We start from the raw sequence: 13,832 nt of genomic DNA, 5'->3' as shown, positions 1-13,832 counted from the left end.
TTTATTTTAGACTTACGGCTCCATATCGTGAACTGACGCTGACAGCATTGCCGGTGGCCTTGTTCCAATAACCGCTATAGCTTTTCGATGTATTGTTTTCGGAGCTGCTGCTGATATTGATGCGGTCGCGGTCGTAGTCAAACCCGCCATAGCTGATTGCCACGTTGAAATTAAATGCTGCTTCTGTTACAGGTTCGATACTCACATTGGAGTAAGAGGCCGCCACGTTGGCCTTCTGTATATCCGGTCCGAGCCCCATTTTGAATCCACCGCTATATCGCAGGCTGATATCTGCTTCACGGTTTACTTTTCCGATTTCACTTCCGCTCGTATAGCTTAGTGACAAGGTGAGTTTTTCCGCCTCGGATAATGTAAACCCGCCGTAACGGACGGCGATATCGCCTTCATTGAGGTACTCCAGCTCAGCTTTGGAATAGGTAATGAGTAGCGAGTTGTCCTGCCCGTTTAAATGGCCGACGCGTAAGCTTCCATAACTCACCGATAATGCGACATTGCCTTCCCGATCAGCCAATTCGATGGCACCATAGCGGTTCGCTAGTGCTAAATCATTCCCTTTCGGCAAATAAACATCATAGTCTATCCGTAATGCACGATCGGCTGCGCCGCTGGTTAATAACGACCACCAATTTGAGTTGCCAGAATCGATGTGTGTCTTAAAAGAAATATTATCTTCAGACTTGGATTGGTCAATGCGTACGCGGTCCAACGCCTCTTGAGCTTGCCGTTCTGAGTTTTCCGCGGTACGTACTTTAACAGTCACTTTCACTTCATTACGTGCCCAATTATGGATGGCGATCTTGCCATATTGGTTATCGATGCTAATTGTTTGTCGATTGGTTACCGGATAGATTTTCTCGATTATTTTTTCTTTTTGGAAGCCGAGAATATGATTCATATCCGATTCCCAAGATTGTTCCCAGTTCAATTGACCGATCTCTTGCGCGATGGCTCCGGTTTGATGGATGATGGGAGATAAATGTTGTTCTATCGAGAGCGCAATGAGGTTTTCTGTGTCCAGTGTGCGTGTTTCAAAATCGATTTGGCTCACGGCAGCGGCCACGTCAATGCTCAGTTCGGTGGCCAGCTGGCCAATGCTTTGGATGGTTGCCTTCTCCTGTTTATGCAGCCGCTGCCGTGTTGACTGTGCGGACAGGGCCGTCGCTAAGAGCAACGGAGCCATTGTCAAGGCGATATAGCTGTTAAATCTGTTCATCTTTGGTTTGGCTTTTTGTTCCATTAATATAGTTCAATACATCCATTTGCTGACTGAGGACGTCAATCTGTGCTTGTAGATTGCGGATCATGGCTCCTAGCGTCAGTTCTTTATTTGGGCTTTTGGCAAACTCCTGTTTCAGCATTTCGTAATTGGTCTCCATTTGACCGAGTACTTTCGAAAACTCCCCATATAGTGCGGGGTTCGAAGTTGCAATGAAAGCAATGGAGTCCTTTTTTTGTGTTACTAGTTGAGCATACACCTGCTGTTCCGCGGCCAAGTCAGGATTTATCCTGCTGTAATCAATGTAAGCATCTCTCTTCCCGTGGAAATACACCAAAATACCTGCGGTGCCGATCAAAAATGTAATGGCAGCGACCTTCAATATGTGAGTGAGCCATATTTTCCGTATGCCGGCTTTTTCGTCGCGCGACTGTTCGCGATTATCCAACTCATCAGCGATCCGTTGCCATAGCCCCGGTGGCGGATTTGCCGGATCGAATGCCGCCCGGTTTTCACTAATGAATGCTTTCAAATCCTTTTTCATATCGCCTCCTATATTTTATCATTCAATTTGCTAAGTAGTTCAGTAATTTTCGCCGCCCGCGGAGAAACTGACTACGGGAAGTCGCTTCGCTAATCCGTAGAATGTGTGCAATTTCTTCATGATCATACCCCTCCAGTAAGTATAATGTAAGTACTAATCGATAACCATCAGGCAATTTATCGATAGCGTGCTTGACGGCTGCTACCTGCAGTTCCACCCCATTATCTTCCGGTTCCTCGTTGGGCACTTCATCGCCCGCTTCCAAAGGTTGCAATTCCAATTTGCGTTTGCGTAGGGCAGATATGGACTTATTTACTACAATCTGCTTCATCCAAAGCCCAAAGGTGCTTTCTTGCCGGAAGCTATCTAGTCGTGTGAATGCGTCGATAAACGCTTCTTGAAGTACATCGGCAGCCTCAGCTTCATCTTGGACGATACGCAGCGCCGTATTGTACATCGCTTTGGCATATAGATTATACAATTTGAATTGGGACTGGCGGTCACCGCGTTTGCAGGCCACTACCAATTCATAATGCTTGTCACTAAATGAGGCTTCCAACTAACTATGTTATTTATGGTCCCAAAATCGTACAACCTGCCGTTCCACCATTTCCTCCGATTCACTAATCAATAGACGCAGTGGAAAAGGCGTGTGTTGCACGCTATATAAAAAAAATCTATTTCCGAAAAAGAATGTTAATCGTCGATACGGGCGACACGATTTAACGCTGCTGTGCTATCGCTTCCAGAATCACGTTGCATGCGGTCGCTATTTCTGCTTCACTTATGGTAAGTGGCGGTGCGATGCGTAAGGCAGTTTCACAGTGTAGGAACCAGTCAATAATTACCCCGTTTTCCGCACATTTTCTGCTGATGCATTCTACCTGATCAAAGGTGTCCAATTGCAGGCATAGCATCAATCCGATGCCACGTATCTCGTTGATTTGGGGGTGTTGGAGGTATTGACGGAACAATTGAGCCTTTCTTTCCACTCCTTCAACCAAGTGCTCGTCCAGTATGACATGGAGCGACGCCAGTGCAGCCGCACAACTTACCGGATGGCCACCGAAGGTGGTAATATGCCCCAACATGGGGTTTTCCTTTATGACATCCATGATTGCTTTGTTGGCAACGAACGCGCCTATTGGCATACCTCCACCCATTCCTTTTGCCAGCAGCAGGATATCGGGTTGGATACCATAGTGTTGGAAGGCGAACAGCTTACCCGTGCGTCCGAAACCGGTTTGTATTTCGTCAAGGATGAGTAGCGCACCCATTTCATCACAACGTTTGCGGACGGCCTGCATGTAGTTTACATCGGGTATGCGAATACCTGCTTCGCCTTGTACCGCTTCCAGAATGACTGCCGCAGTAGCTGTCGTAATCTTATCCAGATCATCGATATGGTTATAGCGGATGAAGTTGATTTCGGGTAGGAGCGGTGCGTAGGCTGTATGATATGCTGGGTTTCCGATAAGGCTCAAAGCTCCTTGGGTACTCCCGTGGTAGGCTTTTTCCGCGGCGATGATTTCTCGTCTTTGCGTAAACTTCTTGGCAATTTTCATGGCGCCCTCGGTAGCTTCGGTGCCCGAATTGGTAAAATAGACGGTATCGTACCGTTCTGGAAGTACAGCAAGCAGCTTGGTTGCCAGTGCTACCTGGGGTGCTTGTATAAATTCGCCATACACGGTCACGTGCAGGAATTTATCAAGTTGGTTAGCTATGGCTTGGAGCACGCGCGGGTGCCGATGACCAATGTTACTCACCGCAAAGCCGGAAACCAAGTCGATATATTTTTCGCCGTTGGGTCCATACAGATAAACGCCCTCCGCTCGGTCAATTTCTATGAGGCGCGGTGTGTGGGATGTTTGGGCGGTATTCAGTAAAAAAAGCTGCCTGTTGCTAAGCATGCTAAGTTACGGGATTTATGGGTTGTCTTTGTCGCGTCTGCGGTGTTGTAGTTCGCGAAGCAGGTAATTACGGAACTCTTCTTCGGCTTCAAAAAATCTCGAAGCCCGTGCTTGCCCAACGATATCGGCAAAACGCTTACGGTAAATTTTCTTCACCTCCAATTCCTTTGCATCGAAGGCAAGGACGTCACGATTGGTAGGGTTAAGGCTATTGCCGGGGATTTTTTGACTTCTTAGGTCAGACTGCCCCTTCAGCCTGGTATCCCCATGTCGTTCTTGCTTGAGCTTCCATATCTCCTTCTGATACTGGTTGTATATCGGAAAGAATTTTTGGGCCTCAGCGGGCGTCAGATTCAATTCATTGGTGATAAATGCACTTTTCTCCGCCTCAATCCGTTCAAAACGCTGGGCTCTGCTCTCCTGTGCCTTCGAGAAGGCCGTGGAAAACAGGAGTATAGCTATGAAGAGATTGAATGGTTTCACGACGGTCATTTTACAGCGTATGATTAAGGTAAGCTTCAAGATCCACCTCACTTATCCCCTCACTAATGTTGGGCTCATCGAAATCATCAAGATGTTCCGAAATATAGATCATATCATTCGCAGTTCCATAAAGCTCCAGGTAATTGAGTATTTCCTGGTCCGATACCGAAGCTAATGGACTTGAGGTTTCGGCACCGTCATCAACTAATCTGAAAATACCTGTAATACCCATCACCATGGCAATACAGGCGGCGGCCGCATACCCCACCCATTTCGTAGGTCGGCTTATTTTGCGCACAAGGGTAGCTTCACGTCGAGATGTCCGATCGGTAATTCGGTTTTGCAACGTGTCGAAGTAATGTTCGGGAACGGCAAAACCCGGTTCAACTGCGTTTTTCCTGATTTTTACATTAGCCAGCGATTGCTCTTCAAGGCTGCTAAAGTAGCCTTCGGGAACCGAAAAGCCAGCCTCGCCCACGATATTCCTTAGTTTCTCTTCGGCAATTTTCGCCATTATGCCGTCTTCCAGCTGCTGGAAATAACCAGACGGCACCGCAAAAGTCGTTGGTGTTTCTTCCATGTGACGACATTGCTGGAGCGTACGATTATACAGGTCGTCAAAGTAACCCTCCGGAACGGTATACGGATTCGCACGTAAGGCGTCGGGCAGCTTGTCCGGTGCATCGACATGGTGGTACGTATCTTTTTCCTTCATGGTATTCCTTAGATGTTTTTGTTACGTGAAGGTTTAATCGCTTGCCTCAAAAAAGTGCGCTATTTTCTTTACCGCTAAATGGTAGGATGCTTTCAATGCGCCGACGCTTGTTCCTACGATAGCTGATATTTCCTCGTACTTTAAATCATCAAAATATTTCATATTAAACACCATGCGTTGTTTTTCAGGAAGGGTGAGCAGCGCTTGTTGTAATTTTAATTGCGCTTGGCTACCGTTGAAATACGCCGTGTCTGTCAATGAATCTGCTAAATAAGCCGCGCTATCGTCATCCAATGACACATGCTGCCGCTGTTTTTTTTTGTTTAGAAAAGTGATGCATTCGTTCGTGGCTATGCGGTATAGCCACGTATACAATTGAGCGTCCTCCCTGAAGTTCTCCAGGTTTTTCCATACTTTTATAAATACCTCTTGAACGAGGTCATCGGCATCATCGTGGTCGATGACCAAGCGCCGCACATGCCAATATATTTTCTGCTGATACTTCTTTAGCAATACGCCAAACGCTTCTTCCCGCGTACGTTTATCTGCAAATTTTGCTAGTATCTGGGCATCTTCCATATGGCGCGCGGTTCGTTGTCCACCCCTTACTTCCGTTTGATCACGCGCTGGACGGCCGCGACGATATTAGCTGCGTTCAGGCCATATTTTTCCATCAATTGAGCCGGTGTTCCACTTTCACCAAAACTATCATTCACCGCGACATATTCTTGGGGCGTCGGATTGTTTTTGGCCAATACCTGCGCAATACTGTCGCCAAGGCCACCAAGCCTGTTGTGCTCTTCCGCGGTAACCACGCAACCTGTTTTTGCTACTGATTTCAAGACCGCTTCTTCATCCAAGGGTTTAATCGTGTGAATATTGATGATTTCCGCATCGATTCCCAGTTCGGCCAATTGTTCACCAGCCTGGATAGCCTCCCAAACCAAATGGCCGGTAGCGAAGATACTTACATCCTTGCCCTCGTTGACCATCCAAGCCTTGCCAATTTCGAACTTTTGATCCGAATCCGTAAATATAGGGACTACCGGACGGCCGAAGCGCAGGTATACCGGACCGTGATGTTCTGCAATCGCAATGGTAGCGGCCTTGGTTTGGTTATAGTCGCAGGGATTGATGACTGTCATCCCCGGCAGCATTTTCATCAACCCGATATCTTCCAGGATTTGGTGAGTAGCGCCGTCTTCACCTAAGGTGAGACCAGCATGTGAGGCACAAATTTTGACGTTCTTATCCGAATACGCGATAGACTGGCGTATCTGGTCATAAACCCGGCCCGTTGAGAAGTTGGCAAAAGTGCCAGTATAAGGGATTTTTCCGCCGATGGTAAGCCCAGCAGCAATCCCCATCATGTTTGCTTCCGCAATACCCACCTGGAAAAAGCGTTCGGGAAATTCCTTGATGAAGTCGTTCATCTTGAGGGAACCGATTAAATCAGCACAAAGCGCTACTACATTTTCGTTCTTCCGACCTACTTCCAATAGGCCGGCTCCAAAGCCCGAACGGGTGTCTTTTTTATCTGTATAGGTGTATTTTTTCATTTCTCTTAGCTATCAGCCGTCAGCAATTAACTGTCAGCTTTGTTTCCTTTCACATTGCTTGCGCAAATTCACTAGTAATCTCCCAACGTTTCCTCCAATTGGGCAAGTGCGGCTGCCAATTGTTCATCGTTGGGCGCCACGCCGTGCCACTTGTGCGATCCCATCATGAAATCCACACCATTTCCCATTTCTGTTTTCATGAGTATCATGACGGGTTTGCCTTTGCCCGTCCGCGACTTTGCTTCGGCCAGTCCTGCTAATACGTCACTCATAATATTGCCGTTCATCTCCATGACATCCCAACCAAAAGCCTCCCATTTTGCCCCGAGATTGCCAAGCGACAAGACTTGCTCCGTAGAACCGTCGATTTGTTGCCCGTTGTAGTCAATGGTAGCAATAAGGTTATCTATCTTATTGGCTGGGGCATACATGGCTGCCTCCCAAATCTGACCTTCCTGCTGTTCGCCATCGCCCATCAACACATAGACCAAGTGATCATCGTTGTTGAGCTTTTTGGCACGGGCTGCGCCAATCGCTACGGAAGGGCCCTGTCCTAATGACCCCGATGCTATACGTATGCCGGGAAGCCCCTCATGAGTCGTGGGATGGCCCTGTAGGCGTGAATTGATTTTGCGGAAGGTAGCCAATTCGCTGACGTCGAAGTAACCCGCCCGGGCAAGGGTACTATAAAATACCGGAGAAATGTGTCCATTGGATAAAAAGAAAATATCTTCCCCAATTCCATCCATATCGAATCCGGCTTTTCGCTCCATAGCACTGAAATATAGTGCAACGAAAAATTCAGTACAGCCCAAAGATCCTCCGGGGTGACCCGATTGGCAGGCATGGACCATCCGTACGATGTCCCGTCTCACCTGTGATGCAACGTTTTCTAATTTGGTAATATCTTCGCTCATTATTATGTGATTGTTATCGATTTTGGTGCTAAAGTTAAGGATTAATTATGAATATTAAAGGAGCTACAATTGGCTTTACGTTTAATTTGTCCGGCAACTGATCATCGATAGCTGACGCGACAAGCTATAGAAGCGGTTGTAACACCTGCCATACATTTTCAGCTAGGATTTCATGCCCCTTCTCGGTTGGGTGGATGCCGTCTCGTTGATTTAATCCGGATTCGCCAGCGACTCCTTCAAGGAGGAAAGGCACATAAGCCAAGTCGTTTTCCTTTGCTAGTGCTGGAAAAATGGCCGTGAATGCATTGCCATAGTCACTGCCCATGCTAGGCGGTACTAGCATACCCGTAAGCACCAGCCTACAGTCTGGATACTTGCTTTTTACCTTGTCAATAATGCTTTGGAGGTTTTTTTGAGTTTCTTCGGTGGGTATGCCTCTAAGGCCATCATTTGCGCCCAATTCCAGGACGAATATGTCGATCTTCTCATTAAGCAACCATTCGATGCGCTCATTTCCGGCGGCAGATGTTTCTCCGCTAAGGCCCGCATTGATAACACGGTAGGGCAGTTCCAACGAATCTATGCGTTGTTGGATAAGACCGGGAAAAGCGAGCGCTTGACTTTCGAGGCCGTATCCGGCCGTGAGGCTATTGCCAAAAAAAAGGATGTTTTGCGTTTTTTCTTTAACAGACACGGTGTCTGCTTGGCTTGCTTCGGCGTTAATTTCTTTCCCTTTTTGATTAGATGGGCTGCCACAGGAGGCAGCCAAGAAAAATCCAATAGCGAGGTATAAGCTAAACTGCTTCATTACATTGCTTCGGCTACTACTTCCTGTACTTCTGGTACCATCCGTTTGAGCAGCCCTTCTATGCCAGCTTTGAGGGTAATAGTAGAAGATGGGCATCCGCTGCATGATCCGCGCAGTTCCACAACAACCGTACCCTCCGTAAAGGATTTGTAGTGAATTGCACCACCATCTTGTTCAACCGCCGGTCGTACATAGTCATGCAAGATCTGTTGTATTTTGATTTCGGTTTCAGAACCTTCAAAATTTACATCTTCATCCTTTGTTACCTCTTGGACCTTCAACTCTGACTCAACAGCGCCCTTAACAAAGTCTTTCAGGATGGCCTCGATGTCTTCCCATTCTGCATCCTCGGTTTTAGTAATGGTTACGAAATTGCTCGCGAAAAACACACCGTTTACAAAGTTGAATTTAAATAATTCTCGCGCAAATGGGGATTCCTGAGCCTTCTCCCTGTCGGGATAATCCAAACTCCCGTTGATCAAGAGCTTGTTAACCAGGAATTTCATGGTCGCCGGGTTAGGAGTATATTCAGTATACACGTTTATCGTTGCCATTTCTTTATTATTTTTACAAAGGTACCATTATTCATCAAGAATTAGGGTCAGCTTTTCGTCAAAGGTTATACGCCTGTATAATTCCAAGGGGTAATCGCTTTGAGTTCCATCTTCACTCCTTCGCCCACATCCAATGTTTCCACGAATGCCGCAATGGTTTCCTGTGTTACGGTCTCATTGGTGCGAGTCAATTCTTTCAATGTTTCGTAAGGCTTTGGGTAACCCTCCCGTCGTAAGACCGTTTGAATAGCCTCCGCTACCACCGCCCAGTTGCGTTCCAGGTCGGCTTTGAGCGCCTCCTCATTGAGGATGAGTTTCTGTAATCCCCGTGTCGCAGACTTGAGGGCAATCAGGGTATGAGCCATGGGTACTCCGATATTTCGTAGTACGGTAGAGTCCGTAAGGTCCCGCTGCAGGCGTGATATGGGCAGCTTGGCTGCCAAATGTTCGAACAATGCATTCGCGACACCCAGGTTTCCTTCCGCGTTTTCAAAGTCGATCGGATTGACTTTGTGCGGCATTGCGGAAGAGCCGATTTGGCCCTTAGTGATTTTCTGCTTGAAATAATCCATCGAGATATAAGTCCAGATATCCCGGCACAGATCAATCATAATGTTATTGATGCGCTTCATCGCATCGCATTGTGCGGCGAAGTGGTCATAATGCTCGATTTGTGTTGTCGTCTGCGAACGGTGTAAGCCCAATGTATCATTCACAAACGCATTGCCAAACGCTATCCAATCCGTTTGCGGATAAGCTACTTTGTGTGCATTGAAATTTCCAGTGGCTCCGCCGAATTTGGCGGCGTTCGGAATCTGCTCCAGTAGTCGCAATTGGTTGGCTAGCCTTTCCGTGAATACCCTAATTTCTTTACCTAATCGAGTAGGGGATGCCGGTTGTCCATGAGTGTGCGCAAGCATAGGAGTCGTTGTCCACTCGGAAGCCCGCTGTTCCAGCGCAGCGATGAGGATATTGAGCTCGGGTATATATACTTTGGTGAGCGCTTCTTTCCAGGAATAAGGAATGGCCGTATTGTTAATATCCTGGGAGGTCAAACCAAAGTGGATAAACTCCAAAGAGTCGACCAATCCCAAGGTTTCGAACTTGTCCTTGAGGAAATATTCCACAGCTTTTACATCATGGTTGGTCTCTTTTTCTTTATCCTTGATCCACTGGGCGTCTGCCAGGGAAAAATGATTATAGATGTCGCGAAGCTTATTATTGAGGCTACCGTCGAAATGCTGCAACTGTGAGATTCCACTCCCGCATAAGCTGATGAAGTATTCGACTTCTATGAATACACGGTATTTTATAAGCGCATATTCTGAAAAATAGCCAGCTAATTCAAGGGTTGCGTGGTGGTAGCGGCCATCTACAGGAGATACGGCGGTAAGTGATGATAATGCCATACAGAATTTCGTTTTCCGCAAAGGTAGGTATTTGAAGTGCGAAACACGAAATCGGAAATAAATAACTAAGGAAACGATGGACTAGCCAATGAATCAGTGGTTGTGGCAGTATCCGAAGCATTTGTAGTGTCGCCCCAGGTTGCGGAATCGTTGGCAACTGAATCCCCGAAAATCGAATCAGCGCCCTCCGAGTCATTGCGGTTATTATTTCCTGTATTGTCACAGGAGGTTATTCCAATCAAAACGCTACTGACTATTAATAATCCTAGTGTTTTCATAAAAGTTAATTTTGATATTAAATGAAACCTATATGGTAATACGACCCCCCGTAACCGGCAGTGTCGCCCCTGAGATATAATTCGCTTCGTCAGAAGCCAGAAAAACATAAGCGGGTGCCACTTCCGCCGGTTGTCCGGGACGCTCGAAAGGCGTGTTGTCGCCAAAGTGCTCATGATCCGGAATGGTGGATGGAATCAAGGGTGTCCATATCGGACCGGGCGCCACAGCATTCACGCGGATACCTTTGCCCTGCTCCAACAAAATCTGACTTAAATTTGCTGTAAAATTCTGAATAGCTGCCTTTGTCGCCGCGTAAGGTAATAGCGTAGGGTTGGGTTCGTAAGCATTTACGGACGTAGTATTGATGATACTCGAGCCGGGTGGCATGTGAGGCTCGGCCGCCCGGCAAAGATAAAACATACTGTGTATATTTACCGCGAAGGTTTTTTCCCATTCCCAAGTAGGAATATCCTGTAGTTTTTCCCGCGACATTTGATACGCTGCATTGTTTATCAAAATGTCGATCTTACCGAACTCCTTTACAGCCACTTCGATGATTTTTTGGCAGTGCCTTTCTGAGCTAATATCGCCTTTAATGGCGATGGCCTTCCGTCCCGCTTCCCGGATATATGCCACGGTATCTTGCGCGTCCCGATCTTCTACATCATCCAAGTAGCTGATCAATACGTCTGCTCCCTCCCTTGCGAAAGCTATAGCAACTGCTTTCCCGATACCGGAATCGCCACCCGTGATAATCGCTGATTTGCCTCCAAGTCTGTTTTTTCCCTGATAGGATTGTTCTCCATGATCAGCTTGTGGATCCATTTCGCTTTCGGTACCCGGCACATCCTGCGGTTTTCGCGGAAATGGCGGCTTCGGATACCTATCTGCCGGATCTTCCGAGGATGGCCGGGATCCCTCATGTTTGGTTTTCTCTTGTGCCATATCAAACCAACAATCCGGTATCTTGTTGGTTTGCTTTTTTATTTAAACAATCCGTTGGGGTGAATTGTAATGTAATTTGAGTGACACAGTAGAAAATCAGATATAAGAAACTATGGCAATAAAAAAAGATGATGCGGAGCTATCCGCCGATCGCGGGAAGCTAAAAGATAAAAAAGGCGAAGACCTGATTCGGCCACCTCGCGAGCTGAAAGAAAGGAAGGAGCAAAAAAATTACGAAGCCGGAATAGACCCGCAAGACGAGCAGCTTAATGCCATTCCGGAAGGAAGCGGAACACAGCGAGGGGATAGCAAACCCGGCGGCGGAAACCGACTGCATAAAGACGCGCTTGGTTCGGCAAGCCATTCGCGGAAAAATAGATAAATAAAAACATTTTTTATGGGCTGGTTGTACAATCTTTTATATCAGGCCAACGTTATCTTTATCAGTCGACACTTACATATAATCTAAAATTCAATCGTCCTTTAACGTATTAGCCAGCATCAAAAAGACTCAAACACTTCGAATCTGTAACTTTAACTTTGGTCATTTTATCGATAACCTGATGAGAAAGAAAATCCTGTACATTGAAGATGATCCCGATATGGTAGACATCGTGTCGGAAATTATGCAATATGAGGAATATGAAGTCATCAGAGATTGCGGTAAATCTATGTATAGGCTTTTGAAGGATAATGATTTTGGTCTGATATTGATGGATGAGCGACTAAGTTGGTGCTGGGGGAGTAGTCTATGCAGCGAGCTGCGCTCGAATGAGCAGACGGCCCATATACCAATTATCATGATTTCTGGAGTCCGAGAAATCGATGATATAGCCCAGCATTGTGGAGCGGATGCTTATATCCGCAAGCCATTTGAGATTTACGAGGTCATCGATGCAGTAAATGATTATTACCGAAAGAACAACTCCCGACCGGCATAGGGATTTCATTGGCAGGAATAAGTAGGTTCAATAACAAGATAAACATCCTTCAACTAATTAATTGCGCATGAAAAGAAGTAAAGTAAACAGGGGCATCGTGCAAACAACTACTCCCCACCAAGGATTTCATTTCGATGGCGGAAGTATCGATGGCGACGAAAGTTCGAATGAGACGTCGCGTACAAGGATGCTCGATAATCTAAAAATCGCATTATTTTTCAGTCGGATGCAATGTCAAATGAGTAAGGAAAAATGAGATCAGTGATGACAAACAGTGCATACGAGCTTTTACAGGTATTAAACCGGTGGTCTACGGGCTCGATTCATAAGTTTGCCGAGGAGCTTGATACAGATCCGGTAGATCTTTTGGCCGCAGCCCATGAGCTGCAAGTAGCTGGATTTGTGATTTCCTATCCCATGAAAGACGGTAGTCCCTTCGGTAATGCGATGTTGGAAATCACACAGAAAGGGCTCGATTTTATTGAAACGTATGTCGGCCAAATCAACTCGGAAACGAAATAGAAAAAGGTTACGCTATTTACCGGATCTTACGGCAGGCTATGGTCGTGTAAGGCGGGGCAGGGGCTTTTGCTATACAGATACCACAGGTTTGCGAATAACGGATGCGAAAAAACTCGACCGTTTCCGTGCTTTGGTAATTCCCCCTGCTTGGAAAGACGTATGGATAAGTCCAAGTAAGAAGGGGCATCTCCAAGCCACGGGTGTTGATGAAGAAGGCAGGAAACAATACCTTTATCATTCCGAATGGACAAGCGAAAGACAGCAGAAGAAGCTGAATCGGATGATCGCTTTTGGGGAGGCACTGTCGCATATCAGACGTCAGGTGACCAAGGATTTACGCCAGGAAGTGCTCACCAAAGAAAAAGTCACCGCAATTGCCTTAAAGATCACAGAAGCAACACTTATCCGTATCGGAAACGAACAGTATTTCCGCCGATATGGAAGTCATGGGTTAACCACATTGAAAAAAAGACAGGTGAGCCTTTCAGAAAATCAAGCGATATTCCGATTTCGAGGTAAAAAGGGCGTTCGTCAAGAAATCGAAGTGCGCAATGTCAATCTGGTGGCGCATTTACTTGAGCTGAAGGGCCTGCCAGGCGCTCATCTGTTTCAATACATTGTTGGTGAAGGAAATGTTCATCGGCTACGCGCAGCGGATATCAATGCTTATATCCAACAATCAACGGATCAAGAATTTTCGTCAAAAGACTATCGCACATGGTACGCCGGACTTTGGGCATTCCGTTTGTTTGGTAAATGCCCCGATTATACGACCGAAAAAGAGTGTGAGGCAAGTATACTTTCGGTGTTGGATGCCGTTTCTCATCGGCTGGGCAACACGCGGGCCGTATGCAAGCAGTATTATGTGCCCGATAGTTTGGTCAGCGCTTACAAAGACGGCACTTTATTTCCATATTTACGCAAAAGCTTGGGTAGTAGTGGTCTGCCGGGTACTCGGAGAGCCGAAGAGCAACTACTTAATTTCTTAAAACACGCCACGGCATGAAAG

18 protein-coding genes are annotated in these 13,832 nt (G+C 46.6%); 5 read left to right on the top strand and 13 right to left on the bottom strand.

Annotation, left to right across the window (positions count from 1 at the left end):
* Position 1: 1 nt before the first annotated feature.
* The 13 genes from IEV98_RS21985 to IEV98_RS21925 form a co-directional block, all read right to left on the bottom strand.
* Positions 2-1,234 carry a hypothetical protein gene (locus IEV98_RS21985; protein ID WP_188508203.1) on the bottom strand — a complete coding sequence of 411 codons (1,233 nt, stop codon included), beginning with the start codon at positions 1,232-1,234 and terminating at the stop codon, positions 2-4.
* Complete coding sequence (locus tag IEV98_RS21980; protein ID WP_188508202.1) at positions 1,221-1,781, bottom strand: hypothetical protein; 561 nt, start codon at positions 1,779-1,781, stop codon at positions 1,221-1,223. Before IEV98_RS21980 ends, IEV98_RS21985 begins: the two co-directional genes overlap by 14 nt.
* Positions 1,782-1,803: 22 nt before the next feature.
* Positions 1,804-2,340 (bottom strand): RNA polymerase sigma factor, encoded by a 537-nt coding sequence (locus IEV98_RS21975; protein WP_188508201.1) that lies wholly within the window; start codon positions 2,338-2,340, stop codon positions 1,804-1,806.
* Between the two features lie 163 nt (positions 2,341-2,503).
* Positions 2,504-3,691: an aspartate aminotransferase family protein gene (locus tag IEV98_RS21970; protein WP_188508200.1), complete on the bottom strand. Its 1,188-nt coding sequence runs from the start codon at positions 3,689-3,691 to the stop codon at positions 2,504-2,506.
* A 15-nt stretch (positions 3,692-3,706) separates the two neighbouring features.
* Entirely contained in the window at positions 3,707-4,183 is a 477-nt protein-coding gene (locus IEV98_RS21965) for a hypothetical protein (protein ID WP_188508199.1), read from the bottom strand.
* Position 4,184: 1 nt separating this feature from the next.
* Positions 4,185-4,889 (bottom strand): hypothetical protein, encoded by a 705-nt coding sequence (locus IEV98_RS21960; RefSeq protein WP_188508198.1) that lies wholly within the window; start codon positions 4,887-4,889, stop codon positions 4,185-4,187.
* A gap of 33 nt (positions 4,890-4,922) precedes the next feature.
* Positions 4,923-5,468 (bottom strand): RNA polymerase sigma factor, encoded by a 546-nt coding sequence (locus tag IEV98_RS21955; protein ID WP_188508197.1) that lies wholly within the window; start codon positions 5,466-5,468, stop codon positions 4,923-4,925.
* A 26-nt stretch (positions 5,469-5,494) separates the two neighbouring features.
* On the bottom strand, positions 5,495-6,448 hold the full coding sequence (locus IEV98_RS21950) for a transketolase family protein (RefSeq protein ID WP_188508196.1): 954 nt from the start codon (positions 6,446-6,448) through the stop codon (positions 5,495-5,497).
* Between the two features lie 71 nt (positions 6,449-6,519).
* Positions 6,520-7,365: a transketolase gene (locus IEV98_RS21945; RefSeq protein ID WP_188508195.1), complete on the bottom strand. Its 846-nt coding sequence runs from the start codon at positions 7,363-7,365 to the stop codon at positions 6,520-6,522.
* Positions 7,366-7,489: 124 nt separating this feature from the next.
* The gene (locus tag IEV98_RS21940; protein ID WP_188508194.1) at positions 7,490-8,173 is read right to left on the bottom strand and encodes an arylesterase; all 684 of its coding nucleotides are present in this window, start codon (positions 8,171-8,173) and stop codon (positions 7,490-7,492) included.
* On the bottom strand, positions 8,173-8,727 hold the full coding sequence (locus tag IEV98_RS21935) for a NifU family protein (RefSeq protein ID WP_188508193.1): 555 nt from the start codon (positions 8,725-8,727) through the stop codon (positions 8,173-8,175). Before IEV98_RS21935 ends, IEV98_RS21940 begins: the two co-directional genes overlap by 1 nt.
* A 65-nt stretch (positions 8,728-8,792) precedes the next feature.
* On the bottom strand, positions 8,793-10,136 hold the full coding sequence (purB, locus tag IEV98_RS21930; RefSeq protein ID WP_188508192.1) for an adenylosuccinate lyase: 1,344 nt from the start codon (positions 10,134-10,136) through the stop codon (positions 8,793-8,795).
* Between the two features lie 306 nt (positions 10,137-10,442).
* Positions 10,443-11,360, bottom strand: a complete 918-nt coding sequence (locus IEV98_RS21925) for an SDR family oxidoreductase (RefSeq protein ID WP_188508191.1) — start codon at positions 11,358-11,360, stop codon at positions 10,443-10,445.
* Positions 11,361-11,472: 112 nt separating this feature from the next.
* Here IEV98_RS21925 and IEV98_RS21920 point away from each other — a divergent pair, with 112 nt between their 5' ends.
* The 5 genes from IEV98_RS21920 (at position 11,473) to IEV98_RS21900 (ending at position 13,829) form a co-directional block, all read left to right on the top strand.
* Positions 11,473-11,742, top strand: coding sequence for a hypothetical protein (locus IEV98_RS21920; RefSeq protein WP_188508190.1), 270 nt, complete (start codon positions 11,473-11,475; stop codon positions 11,740-11,742).
* Between the two features lie 181 nt (positions 11,743-11,923).
* On the top strand, positions 11,924-12,301 hold the full coding sequence (locus IEV98_RS21915; protein ID WP_188508189.1) for a response regulator: 378 nt from the start codon (positions 11,924-11,926) through the stop codon (positions 12,299-12,301).
* 67 nt (positions 12,302-12,368) lie between these two features.
* Positions 12,369-12,557, top strand: a complete 189-nt coding sequence (locus IEV98_RS21910) for a hypothetical protein (protein ID WP_188508188.1) — start codon at positions 12,369-12,371, stop codon at positions 12,555-12,557.
* 8 nt (positions 12,558-12,565) lie between these two features.
* Positions 12,566-12,823, top strand: coding sequence for a hypothetical protein (locus tag IEV98_RS21905; RefSeq protein WP_188508187.1), 258 nt, complete (start codon positions 12,566-12,568; stop codon positions 12,821-12,823).
* A complete protein-coding gene (locus IEV98_RS21900) occupies positions 12,792-13,829 on the top strand; it encodes a DNA topoisomerase IB (protein WP_188508186.1) in 1,038 nt (345 codons plus the stop codon). Before IEV98_RS21905 ends, IEV98_RS21900 begins: the two co-directional genes overlap by 32 nt.
* Positions 13,830-13,832 lie beyond the last annotated feature (3 nt).

The sequence above is a fragment of the Parapedobacter pyrenivorans genome, assembly GCF_014636865.1.
Classification (GTDB): Bacteria; Bacteroidota; Bacteroidia; order Sphingobacteriales; family Sphingobacteriaceae; genus Parapedobacter; species Parapedobacter pyrenivorans.
This window is presented reverse-complemented; position numbering and strand designations above follow the sequence as displayed.

What these genes read in the sequence shown, in the direction of transcription:
- IEV98_RS21945 (WP_188508195.1), bottom strand. Translation starts at nt 7,365, where the DNA reads ATGAGCGAAGATATTACCAAATTAGAAAACGTTGCATCACAGGTGAGA.
- IEV98_RS21905 (WP_188508187.1), top strand. Translation starts at nt 12,566, where the DNA reads ATGACAAACAGTGCATACGAGCTTTTACAGGTATTAAACCGGTGGTCT.
- IEV98_RS21925 (WP_188508191.1), bottom strand. Translation starts at nt 11,360, where the DNA reads ATGGCACAAGAGAAAACCAAACATGAGGGATCCCGGCCATCCTCGGAA.
- IEV98_RS21920 (WP_188508190.1), top strand. Translation starts at nt 11,473, where the DNA reads ATGGCAATAAAAAAAGATGATGCGGAGCTATCCGCCGATCGCGGGAAG.
- IEV98_RS21950 (WP_188508196.1), bottom strand. Translation starts at nt 6,448, where the DNA reads ATGAAAAAATACACCTATACAGATAAAAAAGACACCCGTTCGGGCTTT.
- IEV98_RS21900 (WP_188508186.1), top strand. Translation starts at nt 12,792, where the DNA reads ATGTCGGCCAAATCAACTCGGAAACGAAATAGAAAAAGGTTACGCTAT.
- IEV98_RS21935 (WP_188508193.1), bottom strand. Translation starts at nt 8,727, where the DNA reads ATGGCAACGATAAACGTGTATACTGAATATACTCCTAACCCGGCGACC.
- IEV98_RS21910 (WP_188508188.1), top strand. Translation starts at nt 12,369, where the DNA reads ATGAAAAGAAGTAAAGTAAACAGGGGCATCGTGCAAACAACTACTCCC.
- IEV98_RS21985 (WP_188508203.1), bottom strand. Translation starts at nt 1,234, where the DNA reads ATGAACAGATTTAACAGCTATATCGCCTTGACAATGGCTCCGTTGCTC.
- purB (WP_188508192.1), bottom strand. Translation starts at nt 10,136, where the DNA reads ATGGCATTATCATCACTTACCGCCGTATCTCCTGTAGATGGCCGCTAC.
- IEV98_RS21940 (WP_188508194.1), bottom strand. Translation starts at nt 8,173, where the DNA reads ATGAAGCAGTTTAGCTTATACCTCGCTATTGGATTTTTCTTGGCTGCC.
- IEV98_RS21970 (WP_188508200.1), bottom strand. Translation starts at nt 3,691, where the DNA reads ATGCTTAGCAACAGGCAGCTTTTTTTACTGAATACCGCCCAAACATCC.
- IEV98_RS21980 (WP_188508202.1), bottom strand. Translation starts at nt 1,781, where the DNA reads ATGAAAAAGGATTTGAAAGCATTCATTAGTGAAAACCGGGCGGCATTC.
- IEV98_RS21965 (WP_188508199.1), bottom strand. Translation starts at nt 4,183, where the DNA reads ATGACCGTCGTGAAACCATTCAATCTCTTCATAGCTATACTCCTGTTT.
- IEV98_RS21955 (WP_188508197.1), bottom strand. Translation starts at nt 5,468, where the DNA reads ATGGAAGATGCCCAGATACTAGCAAAATTTGCAGATAAACGTACGCGG.
- IEV98_RS21915 (WP_188508189.1), top strand. Translation starts at nt 11,924, where the DNA reads ATGAGAAAGAAAATCCTGTACATTGAAGATGATCCCGATATGGTAGAC.
- IEV98_RS21960 (WP_188508198.1), bottom strand. Translation starts at nt 4,889, where the DNA reads ATGAAGGAAAAAGATACGTACCACCATGTCGATGCACCGGACAAGCTG.